The organism is Stenotrophomonas sp. YAU14D1_LEIMI4_1 (genome assembly GCF_003086815.1).
Lineage (GTDB): Bacteria > Pseudomonadota > Gammaproteobacteria > Xanthomonadales > Xanthomonadaceae > Stenotrophomonas.
In genome coordinates, this window is record NZ_CP025997.1 from 917,494 (window position 1) to 934,426 (window position 16,933).

A 16,933-nucleotide genomic window follows, 5' to 3' on the forward strand; every position below is an offset into this window, starting at 1 on the left:
TCAATCCAGAAAAACATCCAAAGGTAATTATCATGTCCCTTACCAACGAACAGATCGTCGACGCCATCGCCGAGAAGTCCCTGATGGAAGTGATGGAGCTGGTCAAGGCCATCGAAGAAAAGTTCGGCGTCTCCGCCGCTGCTCCGGTTGCCGTGGCTGCTGCCGCTGGCCCGGCTGCCGCTGTTGAAGAGCAGACCGAATTCACCGTCACCCTGAAGACTGCCGGCGACAAGAAGGTCGAAGTCATCAAGGCCGTCCGCGCCATCACCGGCCTGGGCCTGAAGGAAGCGAAGGACCTGGCCGAAGCCGGTGGCGTCCTGAAGGAAGGCGCTTCGAAGGACGAAGCCGAGAAGATGAAGAAGGACCTGGAAGCTGCTGGCGCGACTGTCGAAGTCAAGTAAGCACTTCCCTTGCATCGTCATCGATTCACGGCGATGCAGCCAAGGCTGGGGGCGTAAGCCCCCGGCCTTTGGTCGTTCCTGCGGTGCTGTGGATCCGAACCCATCGGTAGATCCACGCCATGCGTGGATGCAACAAGCGGCAAAAAGCCCAACACGGGCTGCAGTCAAACCCCGGCCGGCCAGCGTAGCGCGCGGCAGCAGGGGCGTGGTAGCAGACGAGTTGGCAGTTGGAAGTAGCGGGAGAAGGCGTGCTGGTGCCGGCAATACCAGCGACTTCCAACTGACAATTTCAAGTTCCCTTCGGGTTGTGGACGCACGACCCGCACAACAAGGTGGAAGACCTCATGACGTCCTATTCGTTCACCGAAAAAAAGCGCATCCGCAAGGATTTCGGCAAGCAGCGCTCGATCCTGGAAGTTCCCTTCCTGCTCGCCATCCAGGTGGATTCCTACCGTGATTTCCTCCAGGAAAACGTCGATCCGGCCAAGCGCGCCGATTACGGCCTGCACGCTGCGCTGAAGTCGGTCTTCCCGATCGCCAGCTACAGCGGCAATGCCGCCCTGGAATACGTCGGCTACAAGCTGGGCGACCCGGTCTTCGACGAGCGTGAGTGCCGCCAGCGTGGCATGAGCTACGGCGCGCCGCTGCGCGTTACCGTGCGCCTGGTCATCTACGACCGTGAGTCGTCGACCAAGGCCATCAAGTACGTGAAGGAGCAGGAGGTCTATCTGGGCGAAATCCCGCTGATGACCGAAAACGGCACCTTCATCGTCAACGGCACCGAGCGCGTCATCGTCTCGCAGCTGCACCGCTCGCCGGGTGTGTTCTTCGACCACGACCGTGGCAAGACCCACAGCTCGGGCAAGCTGCTGTACAGCGCCCGCATCATTCCTTACCGCGGCTCCTGGCTGGACTTCGAGTTCGACCCGAAGGACGCGCTGTTCACCCGTATCGACCGCCGCCGCAAGCTGCCGGTGTCGATCCTGCTGCGCGCGCTTGGCTACAGCAACGAAGAGATGCTGGCCGAGTTCTTCGAGATCAACACCTTCCACATCAACCCGGATGAAGGCGTCCAGCTGGAGCTGGTGCCCGAGCGCCTGCGTGGCGAAACCCTGGGCTTCGACCTCGCCGACGGCGACAAGGTCATCGTGGAAGCCGGCAAGCGCATCACCGCGCGCCACATCAAGCAGCTGGAAGCCTCGGGCATTGCCGCCCTGGCCGTGCCGGACGACTACATCGTCGGCCGCATCCTGTCGCACGACGTGGTCGATGCGTCGACCGGTGAACTGCTGGCCCAGGCCAACGACGAAATCAGCGACGAACAGCTGCAGAACTTCCGCAAGGCCGGCGTCGATGCGGTGGGCACCCTGTGGGTGAACGACCTGGATCGTGGCCCGTACCTGTCCAACACCCTGCGCATCGATCCGACCAAGACCCAGCTGGAAGCCCTGGTCGAAATCTACCGCATGATGCGTCCGGGCGAGCCGCCGACCAAGGATGCCGCGCAGAACCTGTTCCACAACCTGTTCTTCACCTTCGAGCGCTACGACCTGTCCGCGGTCGGCCGCATGAAGTTCAACCGTCGCGTGGGCCGCAAGGAAACCACCGGCGAAGCCGTGCTGTACGACCGCAAGTACTACGGCGAGCGTAACGACGAAGAATCCAAGCGCCTGGTTGCCGCCCACGGCGACAGCTCCGACATCCTGGACGTGATCAAGGTCCTGACCGAGATCCGCAACGGTCGCGGCGTGGTCGATGACATCGATCACCTGGGCAACCGTCGCGTGCGTTCGGTCGGTGAAATGGCCGAGAACGTGTTCCGCGTGGGCCTGGTCCGCGTCGAGCGCGCGGTCAAGGAACGCCTGTCGATGGCCGAATCCGAAGGCCTGACCCCGCAGGAGCTGATCAACGCCAAGCCGGTCGCCGCAGCCATCAAGGAGTTCTTCGGCTCCTCGCAGCTGTCGCAGTTCATGGACCAGAACAACCCGCTGTCGGAAGTGACCCACAAGCGTCGCGTCTCGGCCCTGGGCCCGGGCGGTCTGACCCGTGAGCGCGCAGGCTTCGAAGTGCGCGACGTGCACCCGACCCATTACGGCCGCGTCTGCACCATCGAAACCCCGGAAGGCCCGAACATCGGCCTGATCAACTCGCTGGCCGTGTACGCCCGCACCAACCAGTACGGTTTCCTCGAGACCCCGTACCGCAAGGTCGTGGACGGCAAGGTGTACGACGAAGTCGAATTCCTGTCGGCCATCGAAGAAAACGAGTACGTCATTGCGCAGGCCAACGCGCTGACCGACGCCAACAGCGTGCTGACCGAGCAGTTCGTTCCCTGCCGCTTCCAGGGCGAATCGCTGCTGAAGCCGCCGGCAGAAGTCCACTTCATGGACGTCTCGCCGATGCAGACCGTGTCGATCGCAGCCGCGCTGGTGCCGTTCCTGGAGCACGATGACGCCAACCGTGCACTGATGGGCGCCAACATGCAGCGCCAGGCCGTGCCGACCCTGCGTGCGCAGAAGCCGCTGGTGGGTACCGGTATCGAACGCGCCGTGGCCCGTGACTCGGGTGTGACCGTCAATGCCCGTCGTGGTGGCGAGATCGTGCAGATCGACGCCGCGCGCATCGTGGTGAAGGTGGTTGAAGAAGAAATCGTCGGCGCCACCGATGCCGGCGTGGACATCTACAACCTGGTCAAGTACACCCGTTCGAACCAGAACACCTGCATCAACCAGCGTCCGCTGGTCCAGGTGGGCGACATCATCGCCCGCGGCGACGTGCTGGCCGACGGTCCGTCCACCGACATCGGCGAACTGGCCTTGGGCCAGAACATGCTGATCGCGTTCATGCCGTGGAACGGCTACAACTTCGAAGACTCCATCCTGCTCTCCGAGCGCGTGGTGGAAGAGGATCGTTACACCACGATCCACATCGAAGAGCTGACCTGCGTCGCGCGTGACACCAAGCTGGGGCCGGAAGAAATCTCCGCCGACATCCCGAACGTTTCCGAGCAGGCGCTGAACCGCCTGGACGAAAGCGGCGTGGTGTACATCGGTGCCGAAGTCCGCGCCGGCGACATCATGGTCGGCAAGGTCACCCCGAAGGGCGAAAGCCAGCTGACCCCGGAAGAGAAGCTGCTGCGCGCGATCTTCGGCGAGAAGGCTTCGGACGTGAAGGACAGCTCGCTGCGCGTTCCGCCGGGCATGGACGGCACCGTCATCGACGTGCAGGTCTTCACCCGCGATGGCATCGAGAAGGACAAGCGCGCCCGTCAGATCGAAGAATCTGAAATCAAGCGCGTCAAGAAGGACTTCGACGACCAGTTCCGCATCCTGGAAGCGGCCATCTACATGCGTCTGCGTTCGCAGATCGTGGGCAAGGTGGTCAACGGTGGCGCCGGCCTGAAGAAGGGCGACGTGATCTCCGACGCCTTCCTGGACGGTCTGAAGAAGGCCGACTGGTTCGCCCTGCGCATGAAGGACGAGGACGCTTCGGAAGCCATCGAGCGCGCACAGAAGCAGATCCAGGCGCACGAGAAGGAATTCGAGCGTCGCTTCGCCGACAAGCGCGGCAAGATCACCGCCGGCGACGACCTCGCCCCGGGCGTGCTGAAGATGGTCAAGGTGTTCCTGGCCGTGAAGCGCCGCATCCAGCCGGGCGACAAGATGGCAGGCCGCCACGGTAACAAGGGTGTGGTGTCCAACGTGGTGCCGGTCGAGGACATGCCGTACATGGCCTCGGGCGAAACCGTGGACATCGTGCTGAACCCGCTGGGCGTGCCGTCGCGTATGAACATCGGGCAGATCCTGGAAGTGCACCTGGGTTGGGCCGCCAAGGGTCTGGGTCGCAAGATCCAGGCGATGATGGAAGCCCAGGCGGCCGTGGCCGACCTGCGCAAGTTCCTGGACGACATCTACAACCACGATGACACCAACGTGGCCAACCGTGTCGACCTGTCGCAGTTCAGCGACGAGGAACTGCTGCGCCTGGCCCGCAACCTGACCGACGGCGTGCCGATGGCCACCCCGGTGTTCGACGGTGCCACCGAAGCGGAGATCAAGCGCATGCTGGAACTGGCCGACCTGCCGAGCAGTGGCCAGACCCAGCTGTACGACGGCCGCACCGGTGAAGCCTTCGATCGCCACACCACCGTTGGCTACATGCACTACCTGAAGCTGAACCACCTGGTCGACGACAAGATGCACGCCCGTTCGACCGGTCCGTACTCGCTCGTCACCCAGCAGCCGCTGGGCGGCAAGGCGCAGTTCGGCGGCCAGCGCTTCGGTGAAATGGAAGTCTGGGCGCTGGAAGCCTACGGCGCGGCCTACACCCTGCAGGAAATGCTGACGGTGAAGTCCGATGACGTGCAGGGCCGCAACCAGATGTACAAGAACATCGTCGACGGTGAGCACGAGATGGTCGCGGGCATGCCGGAATCCTTCAACGTGCTCGTGAAGGAAATCCGCTCGCTGGCCATCAACATGGAACTGGAAGACAACTGATCCATGCCGGCGCGGCGGTTACCGCCGCCGCGCCGCTGGCAGTGAACTGAAAGCCCATCGACACAGCATTCCTCCTTTCGGAGAACACCATGAAAGACCTGCTCAACCTCTTCAACCAGCAGCGCCAGACGCTGGACTTCGACGCGATCAAGATCGCGCTGGCCTCGCCGGACCTGATCCGTTCGTGGTCCTTCGGCGAAGTGAAGAAGCCGGAAACCATCAACTACCGTACCTTCAAGCCGGAACGTGACGGCCTGTTCTGCGCCGCCATCTTCGGCCCGGTGAAGGACTACGAGTGCCTGTGCGGCAAGTACAAGCGCATGAAGCATCGCGGCGTGGTCTGCGAAAAGTGCGGCACCGAAGTGACCCTGGCCAAGGTACGCCGCGAGCGCATGGGCCACATCGACCTGGCGTCGCCGGTCGCGCACATCTGGTTCCTGAAGTCGCTGCCGTCGCGCATCGGCCTGATGCTGGACATGACCCTGCGCGACATCGAGCGCGTGCTGTACTTCGAAGCCTACGTGGTGACCGAGCCGGGCCTGACCGCCCTGGAGCGCCGCCAGCTGCTGACCGAAGAACAGTACCTGCAGGCCCGCCAGGAGCACGGTGACGACTTCGACGCCGCCATGGGCGCCGAGGCCGTGTACGAGCTGCTGCGCACCATCGACCTGCAGTCGGAAATGACCCGCCTGCGCGAAGAAATCGCCAGCACCGGTTCGGAAACCAAGCTGAAGCGACTGACCAAGCGCATCAAGCTGATCGAAGCCTTCCTGGAATCGGGCAACCGTCCGGAATGGATGGTCATGACCGTGCTGCCGGTGCTGCCGCCGGACCTGCGCCCGCTGGTTCCGCTGGACGGCGGCCGCTTCGCGACCTCCGACCTGAACGACCTGTACCGCCGCGTCATCAACCGTAACAACCGCCTGCGCCGCCTGCTCGAACTGAGCGCGCCGGACATCATCGTGCGCAATGAAAAGCGCATGCTGCAGGAATCGGTCGATGCGCTGCTGGACAACGGCCGTCGCGGCCGTGCCATCACCGGCACCAACAAGCGCCCGCTGAAGTCGCTGGCCGACATGATCAAGGGCAAGCAGGGTCGCTTCCGCCAGAACCTGCTGGGCAAGCGCGTGGACTACTCGGGCCGTTCGGTCATCGTGGTCGGTCCGTACCTGCGCCTGCACCAGTGCGGCCTGCCGAAGAAGATGGCGCTGGAACTGTTCAAGCCGTTCGTCTTCGCCAAGCTGCAGCGTCGTGGCCTGGCCACCACCATCAAGGCCGCCAAGAAGCTGGTCGAGCGCGAAGAAGCCGAAGTCTGGGACATCCTGGAAGAGGTCATCCGCGAACACCCGGTGATGCTGAACCGTGCGCCGACCCTGCACCGTCTGGGCATCCAGGCGTTCGAGCCGGTGCTGATCGAAGGCAAGGCCATCCAGCTGCACCCGCTGGTCTGCACCGCGTTCAACGCCGACTTCGATGGTGACCAGATGGCCGTCCACGTGCCGCTCTCGCTGGAAGCCCAGCTGGAAGCGCGTGCGCTGATGATGTCCACCAACAACATCCTGTCGCCGGCCAACGGCGAGCCGATCATCGTGCCGTCGCAGGACGTCGTGCTGGGTCTGTACTACATGACCCGCTCGCTGGAAAACAAGAAGGGCGAGGGCATGGCCTTCGCCAACATCGCCGAAGTCAAGCGCGCCTACGACAACCGCGTGGTGGAACTGCACGCGCGCGTCAAGGTCCGCATCACCGAAGTGGTGACCGACGAGGAAGGCAACAAGCAGAACAAGACCTCGATCGTGGACACCACGATCGGTCGCGCCCTGCTGGCTGAAATCCTGCCGGAAGGCCTGCCGTTCGCGCTGGCCAACACCGAGCTGACCAAGAAGAACATCAGCCGCCTGATCAACTCCAGCTACCGCCAGCTGGGTCTGAAGGACACGGTCGTGTTCGCCGACAAGCTGATGTACACCGGCTTCGCCTACGCGACCCGCGCCGGCGTCTCCATCGGTATCGACGACATGCTGATCCCCGACGAGAAGAAGGGCATCCTCACCGAGGCCGAAGCCGAAGTGCTGGAAATCCAGGAGCAGTACCAGTCGGGCCTGGTCACCGCCGGCGAGCGCTACAACAAGGTGGTCGACATCTGGTCGCGTACCAATGAACGCATCGCCAAGGCGATGATGGACACCATTGGTACCGAAAAGGTGGTCAACGCCAAGGGCGAAACCATCGACCAGAAGTCGATGAACTCGCTGTACATCATGGCCGACTCCGGTGCGCGAGGCAGCCAGGCGCAGATCCGTCAGCTGGCCGGCATGCGCGGCCTGATGGCCCGTCCCGATGGCTCGATCATCGAGACGCCCATCAAGGCGAACTTCCGCGAAGGCCTGAACGTGCAGGAGTACTTCAACTCCACCCACGGTGCCCGTAAGGGTCTGGCCGATACCGCGCTGAAGACCGCGAACTCGGGTTACCTGACCCGTCGTCTGGTCGACGTCGCGCAGGACGTGGTGATCACCGAGGTGGATTGCGGTACCACCGAAGGCCTGATCATGACCCCGATCGTGGAAGGCGGCGACGTGGTCGAGCCGCTGAAGGACCGCGTGCTGGGTCGCGTGGTTGCCGAGGACGTGTTCCTGCCGGGCAACGACGAAGATCCGATCGTCACCCGCAACACCCTGCTGGACGAAGCCTGGGTGGCCAAGCTGGAAGATGCCGGCGTGCAGACCATCAAGGTCCGCTCGACCATCTCCTGCGAATCGGCCTTCGGTGTCTGCTCGCGCTGCTACGGCCGCGATCTGGCCCGTGGTCACCTGGTCAACATCGGTGAAGCGGTCGGCGTCATCGCCGCCCAGTCCATCGGTGAGCCGGGTACCCAGCTGACCATGCGTACGTTCCACATCGGTGGTGCGGCGTCGCGAGCTGCTGCGGTCGACAACATCACCGTCAAGACCACCGGCTCGGTCAAGTTCAGCAACCTCAAGTCCGTCGAGCATGCCAACGGCTCGCTGGTGGCAGTGTCGCGCTCGGGCGAAATCTCGGTGCTCGATGCCCACGGCCGTGAGCGTGAGCGTTACAAGCTGCCGTACGGTGCGACCATCACGTCCAAGGACGGTGATGCGATCAAGGCGGGCCAGACCGTGGCCAACTGGGATCCGCATAACCACCCGATCGTGTCGGAAGTGGCCGGCTTCATCCGCTTCATCGACTTCGTCGACGGCATCACCGTCATCGAGAAGACCGACGAGCTGACCGGCCTTGCTTCGCGCGAAATCACCGATCCGAAGCGTCGTGGTACCCAGGCCAAGGATCTGCGCCCGATCGTGCGCATCGTCGACGCCAAGGGCAACGACCTGTCGATTCCGGGCACCGACCTGCCGGCGCAGTACCTGCTGCCGCCGCGCTCGATCGTCAACCTGCAGGACGGCGCTGCCGTCGGCGTGGGTGACGTGGTCGCCAAGATTCCGCAGGAAGCGTCCAAGACCCGCGACATCACCGGTGGTCTGCCGCGCGTGGCCGATCTGTTCGAAGCGCGCAAGCCGAAGGATCCGGCGGTGCTGGCCGAGCGTTCGGGCATCATCAGCTTCGGCAAGGACACCAAGGGCAAGCAGCGCCTGATCATCAAGGACACCGATGGTTCGGAACACGAAGAGCTGATTCCGAAGTACCGCCAGGTGATCGTGTTCGAAGGTGAGCACGTGACCAAGGGCGAAACCATCGTGGACGGCGAACCGAGCCCGCAGGACATCCTGCGTCTGCTGGGTGTCGAACCGCTGGCCGCCTACCTGGTGAAGGAAATCCAGGACGTGTACCGCCTGCAGGGCGTGAAGATCAACGACAAGCACATCGAAGTCATCACCCGCCAGATGCTGCGCAAGGTCGAGATCACCGACCAGGGCAGCAGCAAGTTCCTGAACGGTGAACAGGTGGAGCGTCAGCGCGTGATCGAGGAGAATGCGCGCCTGGCTACCCGCAGCGAACTGCCGGCTCACTTCGATCCGGTGCTGCTGGGTATCACCAAGGCATCGCTGGCGACCGAATCGTTCATCTCGGCGGCGTCGTTCCAGGAAACCACCCGCGTGCTGACCGAAGCTGCCGTCCGCGGCACCAAGGACAACCTGCGCGGCCTGAAGGAAAACGTCATCGTCGGCCGTCTGATTCCGGCCGGTACCGGCCTGTCCTACCACAGCAGCCGCCGTCGTGGCGCTTCGGGTCTCACCGACTCGGAGATGCAGGCCCTGACCGGTACCCCGGCCGCGGCTGAAGCACCGGCCGCCGAAGTGGAAGCTGAACAGGCTTCGGAAGACTGAAACACCGGTCCGGCCGTAACGCCGGACCACCCCGTCCGTGCAACGACGGGATTGGGACAGGGCAGGGTGGACCGCTCGCGGTTCACCCCGCCAACCTGAACGGGGTACATGGAGGCCCCCCAGTAACGTTCCAGGATCAGGAACGGGCTTGACAGAACGCGTTTGACTGCGTTCCTGACAGGTTGCTACAATCGTCTGTCTCAGCAGGCCAGAATTTTGGCCTGCTTTAACATTTCCGCATCTCTGGCCGGATTTCCGGCCACCAATCAGAAGAACCTACTGATGGCGACGATCAACCAGCTGGTCCGCAAGCCGCGGCAAGCTACTACGTACAAGAGTGCCTCGCCGGCGCTCGACAAGTGCCCGCAGCGCCGTGGCGTCTGCACGCGCGTCTACACCACCACCCCGAAGAAGCCGAACTCGGCTCTGCGCAAGGTTGCCAAGGTCCGCCTGACCAACCAGGAAGAAGTCATTTCCTACATCGGCGGTGAAGGCCACAACCTGCAGGAGCACTCCGTGGTCCTGATCCGTGGCGGTCGCGTCAAGGATCTGCCGGGTGTGCGTTACCACACCGTTCGTGGCTCGCTCGACGCCGCCGGCGTTGCCAAGCGTCGCCAGGCCCGTTCCAAGTACGGCGCCAAGCGTCCGAAGGCCTAAGGGGAGAGCACTATGTCGCGTAAGGGTAATACTCCGCAGCGTTCCGTCCTGCCGGATCCGAAGCACGGAAGCGAAACCATCGCCCGTTTCATCAACATGGTCATGCAGAGCGGCAAGAAGTCCGTCGCTGAAAAGATCGTGTACGGTGCCATGGACGTCATCTCCGAGAAGAACGCCAACTCGATCGAGCTGGTGCAGAAGGCTCTGGACAACGTCGCTCCGGCGGTCGAAGTGAAGTCGCGTCGCGTCGGCGGCGCCACCTACCAGGTGCCGGTCGAAGTGCGCGCCTCGCGCAAGATGGCCCTGGCCATGCGTTGGCTGATCGACTCCGCGCGCAAGCGTGGTGAGAACACCATGCCGAAGAAGCTGGCTGCTGAACTGATCGACGCCGCGGAAAACCGTGGTGGCGCTATCAAGAAGCGCGAAGAAACCCACCGCATGGCCGAAGCCAACAAGGCATTCGCCCACTACCGCTGGTGAGTTTGACGGCCTTGTAAAACAGGCAGGGCAGCACCATCAAGGTGCTGCCTCGCGGCCCCAGAAGGGCTGCGCCAATCCGAAGGCCGCCGCAAGGCGGCGTTCGGCCATCCGAAATCCAAGAAATCTGAGAGGCTCCCCGTGGCCCGTTCCACTCCCATCGAGCGTTACCGTAACTTCGGCATCATGGCCCACATCGATGCCGGCAAGACCACCACGTCCGAGCGCATCCTGTTCTACACCGGCAAGAGCCACAAGATCGGTGAAGTGCACGACGGCGCCGCCACCATGGACTGGATGGAGCAGGAACAGGAACGTGGCATCACGATCCAGTCCGCTGCCACCACCGCGTTCTGGAAGGGCATGGACAAGTCCCTGCCGGAGCACCGCTTCAACATCATCGACACCCCCGGGCACGTCGACTTCACCATCGAAGTGGAGCGCTCGCTGCGCGTGCTCGACGGTGCGGTGTTCGTGCTGTGTGCCGTCGGTGGCGTGCAGCCGCAGTCGGAAACCGTGTGGCGCCAGGCCAACCGCTACAAGGTGCCGCGCATTGCGTTCGTCAACAAGATGGACCGCACCGGCGCCAACTTCTACAAGGTCCGTGACCAGCTGAAGGCCAAGCTCGGCGCCGTCGCCGTGCCGATGCAGCTGCCGATCGGCGCTGAAGAAGGCTTCAAGGGCGTTGTCGACCTGCTGAAGATGAAGGCCATCCACTGGGATGAAGCTTCGCAGGGCATGAAGTTCGAGTACGGCGAAATCCCGGCCGAGCTGCAGGAAAAGGCTGAAGAAGCCCGTACCTTCATGATCGAGACCGCGGCTGAAGCCAGCGAAGAGCTGATGGAAAAGTACCTGGGCGGCGAAGAGCTGGCCGAGTCGGAAATCATCAACGCGCTGCGTACCCGTACCCTGGCCACCGAAATCGTCCCGATGTACTGCGGTTCGGCGTTCAAGAACAAGGGCGTGCAGGCCATGCTGGACGGCGTGATCCAGCTGCTGCCGTCGCCGGTTGACGTGCCGGACGTGACCGGTACCGACGTGGACGACGAAAACGTCGCCATGACCCGCAAGTCCGACGACAAGGCTCCGTTCTCGTCGCTGGCCTTCAAGATCATCACCGACCCGTTCGTCGGCGCGCTGACCTTCTTCCGTGTCTACTCGGGCACCCTGAATGGCGGCGACACCGTGCTGAACTCGGTGAAGGGCAAGAAGGAGCGCATCGGCCGCATCCTGCAGATGCACTCGAACAACCGCGAAGAAATCAAGGAAGTTCTGGCCGGTGACATCGCCGCTGCTGTGGGCCTGAAGGACACCACCACTGGTGACACCCTGTGCTCGATCGACCAGCCGATCATCCTGGAGCGCATGACGTTCCCGGAGCCGGTGATCTCGATGGCCGTCGAACCGAAGACCAAGTCGGACCAGGAAAAGATGGGTCTGGCCCTGGGCCGTCTGGCGCAGGAAGATCCGTCGTTCCGCGTCAAGACCGACGAAGAATCCGGCCAGACCATCATCTCGGGCATGGGCGAGCTGCACCTGGACATCATCGTCGACCGCCTGAAGCGCGAGTTCAACGTTGAAGCCAACGTCGGCGCGCCGCAGGTGGCTTACCGCGAAACCATCACCCTGGCTGACGTGAAGTCGGACTACAAGCACGCCAAGCAGTCCGGTGGTAAGGGTCAGTACGGTCACGTCGTGATCGAACTGTCGCCGATCACCGCTGAAGACCGTGCCGATGCCAAGATCGCTCCGCTGATCAAGGACGACTTCCTGTTCATCAACGACATCACCGGTGGTGTGATTCCGAAGGAATTCATCCCGTCGATCGAAAAGGGCCTGCGCGAAACCATCACCAGCGGTCCGCTGGCTGGCTTCCCGGTCGTGGACGTCAAGGTGAAGCTGGTGTTCGGCTCGTACCACGACGTCGACTCGTCGGAAATGGCGTTCAAGCTGGCCTCGTCGATGGCCTTCAAGCAGGGCTTCTCCAAGGCCAAGCCGGTCCTGCTGGAGCCGATCATGAAGGTCGAGATCGTGACCCCGGAAGACTACCAGGGTGACGTGATGGGCGACGTCAGCCGTCGTCGCGGCGTGCTGCAGGGTTCCGACACCACCGGTGACGGCTCCGCTTCGATCATCAACGCGATGATCCCGCTGGGTGAAATGTTCGGCTACGCCACTGCGCTGCGTTCGCAGACCCAGGGCCGCGCCACCTTCACCATGGAATTCGACCATTACGAGCCGGCGCCGAACAACATCGCCGAAGCCGTCATGAAGAAGGGCTGAGCCTCGCTCAGCCTCTCCTGAAAACCACTTTCAAAATCAAGGTAAACAACAATGGCAAAGGGTAAGTTCGAGCGCACCAAGCCGCACGTCAACGTCGGCACCATCGGTCACGTCGACCATGGCAAGACCACGCTGACCGCAGCACTGACCAAGATCGGTGCCGAGCGCTTCGGTGGCGAATTCAAGGATTACTCGGCAATCGACGCCGCTCCGGAAGAGAAGGCTCGTGGTATCACGATCTCGACCGCGCACGTCGAATACGAATCCACCACCCGTCACTACGCCCACGTCGATTGCCCGGGCCACGCTGACTACGTCAAGAACATGATCACCGGTGCCGCCCAGATGGACGGCGCGATCCTGGTGTGCTCGGCCGCTGACGGCCCGATGCCGCAGACCCGCGAGCACATCCTGCTGTCGCGTCAGGTCGGCGTGCCGTACATCGTCGTGTTCCTGAACAAGGCCGACATGGTTGACGATGCCGAGCTGCTGGAACTGGTCGAAATGGAAGTCCGCGAACTGCTGAGCAAGTACGAGTTCCCGGGCGACGACACCCCGATCATCTCGGGTTCGGCTCGTCTGGCGCTGGAAGGCGACCAGAGCGAAATCGGCGTCCCGGCGATCATCAAGCTGGTCGACGCGCTGGACACCTGGATTCCGGAGCCGGAGCGTGCAGTCGACAAGCCGTTCCTGATGCCGGTGGAAGATGTGTTCTCGATCTCGGGCCGCGGCACCGTGGTGACCGGTCGTATCGAGCGCGGCGTGATCAAGGTCGGCGAAGAAATCGAAATCGTCGGCATCCGTCCGGTGCAGAAGACCACCGTGACCGGCGTCGAAATGTTCCGCAAGCTGCTGGACCAGGGCCAGGCAGGCGACAACGCCGGTCTGCTGCTGCGCGGCACCAAGCGTGACGACGTCGAGCGCGGCCAGGTTCTGGCCAAGCCGGGCACCATCAAGCCGCACACCACCTTCGAAGGCGAAGTGTACGTGCTGTCGAAGGACGAAGGCGGCCGTCACACCCCGTTCTTCAACGGCTACCGCCCGCAGTTCTACTTCCGTACCACCGACATCACCGGTAAGGCCAACCTGCCGGAAGGCGTGGAGATGGTGATGCCGGGCGACAACGTGAAGATGGTTGTCGAGCTGATCAACCCGGTGGCAATGGACGAAGGCCTGCGCTTCGCCATCCGCGAAGGCGGCCGTACCGTCGGCGCCGGCGTGGTCTCGAAGATCATCGCGTAATCTGGTAGTATCTGCGCCCCGATGTTGCCTGGGTAGGGCATCGGGGCGTATCAAATGGGAAAGCAGGCACAGGATGTGCCTTGTGTTCCCCGGACCAGGAACGGTCAATGCCATTCAGGCGGCGTCAACAGGCAACTGTTGACAGCTGCCTTGCGTGCCATTATGCTTCCACGTCTGGGCAGACCGGGAAACTGGCCTGCCTACGTTTTTGGGGTCTATGGATTGACCTTGTCGGCCTGCAGGAGTGCGGGCCGTCTGTATTCAGGGATTTCACGGGACAAAGCAACCCAGAGGCTTTGTCTGTCGCTCTTTTAACGAAGGAACCTACCGCCATGGCGGACCAAAAGATCCGGATCCGGCTGAAAGCGTTCGATCATCGTCTGATCGACCGTTCGGCCAGCGAGATCGTTGAAACGGCCAAGCGGACCGGCGCGCAAGTGCGTGGCCCGATCCCGCTGCCGACCAAGATCGAGCGTTACACCGTCCTCGTTTCCCCGCACGTCGACAAGGACGCGCGTGACCAGTACGAGACCCGCACGCACAAGCGCGTGCTCGATATCGTTGACCCGAATGACAAGACCGTGGACGCGCTGATGAAGCTCGAACTGGCTGCCGGCGTCGACGTTCAGATCAAGCTGACCTGAGGACTACGACCATGACGAAGAAGTATTCGTTGGGCTTCGTGGGCCGCAAGGCTGGCATGAGCCGCGTGTTCACTGAAGATGGCCGCTCCATCCCGGTGACCCTGATCGAAGCAACCCCCAACCGCATCGCGCAGATCAAGACCGTCGAAACCGACGGCTACAGCGCCGTGCAGGTGACCGTCGGCGCGCGTCGCGCTGCCCTGGTCAACAAGCCGGAAGCCGGCCACTTCGCCAAGGCGAAGGTGGAAGCGGGCCGTGGCCTGTGGGAATTCCGCGTTGAAGACGCGCAGCTCGGCGATTTCGCCGTTGGCGGCGAAGTCAAGGCGGACATCTTCGAAGTCGGCCAGATCGTCGACGTCCAGGGTGTCACCAAGGGTAAGGGTTTCCAGGGCACCATCAAGCGCCACAACTTCCGTATGGGCGATGCAACCCACGGTAACTCGCTGTCGCATCGCGCGCCGGGTTCGCTGGGTCAGCGCCAGACCCCGGGTCGCGTTTTCCCGGGCAAGAAGATGTCGGGCCACATGGGCGCGGTGCAGCAGAGCACCCAGAACCTGGAAGTGGTCAAGGTCGACGTCGAGCGCGGTCTGATCGCAGTTCGCGGCGCCGTTCCGGGCGCGGCGGGTGGCGACGTGATCGTCCGTCCGGCGAGCAAGGCATAAGGAGAGATGACGATGGAACTCGTTATCACGGGTAGCAACAACAAGGTCTCGGTCTCCGACGCCGTGTTCGGTCGCGATTTCAGCGAAGATCTGGTCCACCAGGTCGTCGTTGCTTACCGCAACGCCGGTCGCGCCGGCACCAAGGCGCAGAAGACTCGCTCCGAAGTGGCTGGTACCACCAAGAAGTCGAAGAAGCAGAAGGGCGGCGGCGCGCGTCATGGCGCACTGACGGCTCCGATCTTCGTCGGCGGCGGTGTCACCTTCGCGGCCAAGCCGCGCAGCTTCGAGCAGAAGGTCAATCGTAAGCAGTACCGTGCCGCCATGTGCGCGATCTTGTCCGAGCTGAACCGTCAGGGCCGTCTGACCATCGTGGAGTCCTTCGACGTCGAAGCGACCAGCACGAAGGGTCTGATCGCCAAGCTGGCCGGCCTGGAAGTGGGCAAGCGCCCGCTGATCGTCACCGAGGAAGCCTCCGAGCACCTGTACCTGTCGGCCCGCAACGTTCCCTACGTGGAAGTGCGTGACGTGCAGGGTCTGGACCCGGTGTCCCTGGTTGGTGCCGACACGGTCGTCATCACCGCTGACGCGGTCAAGAAGGTCGAGGAGTGGCTGGCATGAACAGCAACGAAAAAATCTTCAGCGTGCTGCGTGCCCCGCGTGTCTCCGAAAAGACCGCGCGCCTGCAGGAACTCTCCAACCAGTATGTCTTCGAAATTTCGAACGAAGCCACCAAGGCCGATGTAAAGGCCGCGGTTGAGCAGCTGTTCGACGTCAAGGTCGAAGCCGTCAACGTGGTCAACGTCAAGGGCAAGAACAAGTCCTTCCGTAACCGTGCTGGCCGCCGCGGCGATTGGCGCAAGGCGTACGTTCGCCTGGCCGACGGCCAGTCGATCGATGTAACGGCCAAGGCCTGAGGTACATCCCATGCCATTGATGAAATTCAAGCCCACTTCTCCCGGCCGCCGTTCGGCCGTGCGCGTGGTTACTCCCGACCTGCACAAGGGTGCTCCGCACGCCGCACTGGTCGAGTCGCAGAGCCGCTCGGGTGGTCGTAACCACCACGGCCGCATCACCGTGCGTCACGTCGGTGGTGGCCACAAGCAGCACTACCGCATCATCGACTTCAAGCGCAACAAGCTGGGCATCCCGGCGCGCGTGGAACGCATCGAATACGATCCGAACCGCACCGCCCACATCGCCCTGCTGTGCTACGTCGACGGTGAGCGCCGCTACATCATCGCCCCGAAGGGCCTGAAGGCTGGTGATCAGGTGATCGCTGGTTCGGACGCCCCGATCAAGGCTGGCAACACCCTGCCGCTGCGCAACATCCCGGTCGGTACCACCATCCACTGCATCGAACTGAAGCCCGGCAAGGGCGCTCAGATCGCCCGCGCCGCTGGTGCGGCCGTGCAGCTGGTTGCCCGCGAAGGCATCTACGCCACCCTGCGCCTGCGCTCGGGTGAAATGCGTAAGGTTCCGGTCGAGTGCTGCGCCACCATCGGTGAAGTCGGCAACGACGAGCACAGCCTGGAAAAGCTGGGCAAGGCCGGTGCCAAGCGCTGGCGCGGCGTCCGCCCGACCGTTCGTGGTGCTGCCATGAACCCGGTTGACCACCCGCACGGTGGTGGTGAGGCGAAGGCCGGCCAGGGTAACCCGCATCCGGTCACCCCGTGGGGTGTTCCGACCAAGGGTTACAAGACGCGCCATAACAAGCGCACTCAGCAGTTCATCGTCCGCGATCGTAGGGGCTAATCGACC

At 63.0% G+C, this 16,933-nt stretch carries 12 protein-coding genes; all 12 read left to right on the plus strand.

The annotated features are described in order from the left end of the window. Nucleotides 1-32: 32 nt before the first annotated feature. On the plus strand, nucleotides 33-401 hold the full coding sequence (rplL, locus tag C1932_RS04075; RefSeq protein ID WP_108752271.1) for a 50S ribosomal protein L7/L12: 369 nt from the start codon (nucleotides 33-35) through the stop codon (nucleotides 399-401). Between the two features lie 344 nt (nucleotides 402-745). Further along, nucleotides 746-4,900 (plus strand): DNA-directed RNA polymerase subunit beta, encoded by a 4,155-nt coding sequence (rpoB, locus tag C1932_RS04080; protein WP_108751480.1) that lies wholly within the window; start codon nucleotides 746-748, stop codon nucleotides 4,898-4,900. Between the two features lie 89 nt (nucleotides 4,901-4,989). Beyond that, nucleotides 4,990-9,210 carry a DNA-directed RNA polymerase subunit beta' gene (rpoC, locus tag C1932_RS04085; RefSeq protein WP_108761317.1) on the plus strand — a complete coding sequence of 1,407 codons (4,221 nt, stop codon included), beginning with the start codon at nucleotides 4,990-4,992 and terminating at the stop codon, nucleotides 9,208-9,210. Nucleotides 9,211-9,492: 282 nt separating this feature from the next. Beyond that, nucleotides 9,493-9,867, plus strand: a complete 375-nt coding sequence (rpsL, locus tag C1932_RS04090; RefSeq protein WP_004145320.1) for a 30S ribosomal protein S12 — start codon at nucleotides 9,493-9,495, stop codon at nucleotides 9,865-9,867. A 12-nt stretch (nucleotides 9,868-9,879) separates the two neighbouring features. Then, on the plus strand, nucleotides 9,880-10,347 hold the full coding sequence (gene rpsG / locus C1932_RS04095; protein ID WP_108748654.1) for a 30S ribosomal protein S7: 468 nt from the start codon (nucleotides 9,880-9,882) through the stop codon (nucleotides 10,345-10,347). A 138-nt stretch (nucleotides 10,348-10,485) separates the two neighbouring features. Then, complete coding sequence (gene fusA / locus C1932_RS04100; protein WP_108748655.1) at nucleotides 10,486-12,627, plus strand: elongation factor G; 2,142 nt, start codon at nucleotides 10,486-10,488, stop codon at nucleotides 12,625-12,627. 51 nt (nucleotides 12,628-12,678) lie between these two features. Beyond that, complete coding sequence (tuf, locus tag C1932_RS04105) at nucleotides 12,679-13,869, plus strand: elongation factor Tu (RefSeq protein ID WP_108752273.1); 1,191 nt, start codon at nucleotides 12,679-12,681, stop codon at nucleotides 13,867-13,869. 332 nt (nucleotides 13,870-14,201) lie between these two features. After that, a complete protein-coding gene (rpsJ, locus tag C1932_RS04110) occupies nucleotides 14,202-14,513 on the plus strand; it encodes a 30S ribosomal protein S10 (protein WP_005408208.1) in 312 nt (103 codons plus the stop codon). Nucleotides 14,514-14,524: 11 nt separating this feature from the next. Further along, nucleotides 14,525-15,175, plus strand: a complete 651-nt coding sequence (rplC, locus tag C1932_RS04115) for a 50S ribosomal protein L3 (RefSeq protein ID WP_004145336.1) — start codon at nucleotides 14,525-14,527, stop codon at nucleotides 15,173-15,175. A 12-nt stretch (nucleotides 15,176-15,187) separates the two neighbouring features. Beyond that, on the plus strand, nucleotides 15,188-15,793 hold the full coding sequence (gene rplD, locus C1932_RS04120; RefSeq protein ID WP_102944279.1) for a 50S ribosomal protein L4: 606 nt from the start codon (nucleotides 15,188-15,190) through the stop codon (nucleotides 15,791-15,793). After that, entirely contained in the window at nucleotides 15,790-16,089 is a 300-nt protein-coding gene (gene rplW, locus C1932_RS04125) for a 50S ribosomal protein L23 (protein ID WP_049470489.1), read from the plus strand. The genes rplD and rplW overlap by 4 nt, the downstream gene beginning before the upstream one ends. Before the next feature lie 10 nt (nucleotides 16,090-16,099). Then, nucleotides 16,100-16,927, plus strand: coding sequence for a 50S ribosomal protein L2 (gene rplB / locus C1932_RS04130; protein ID WP_108748657.1), 828 nt, complete (start codon nucleotides 16,100-16,102; stop codon nucleotides 16,925-16,927). The last annotated feature ends 6 nt before the right edge of the window (nucleotides 16,928-16,933 follow it).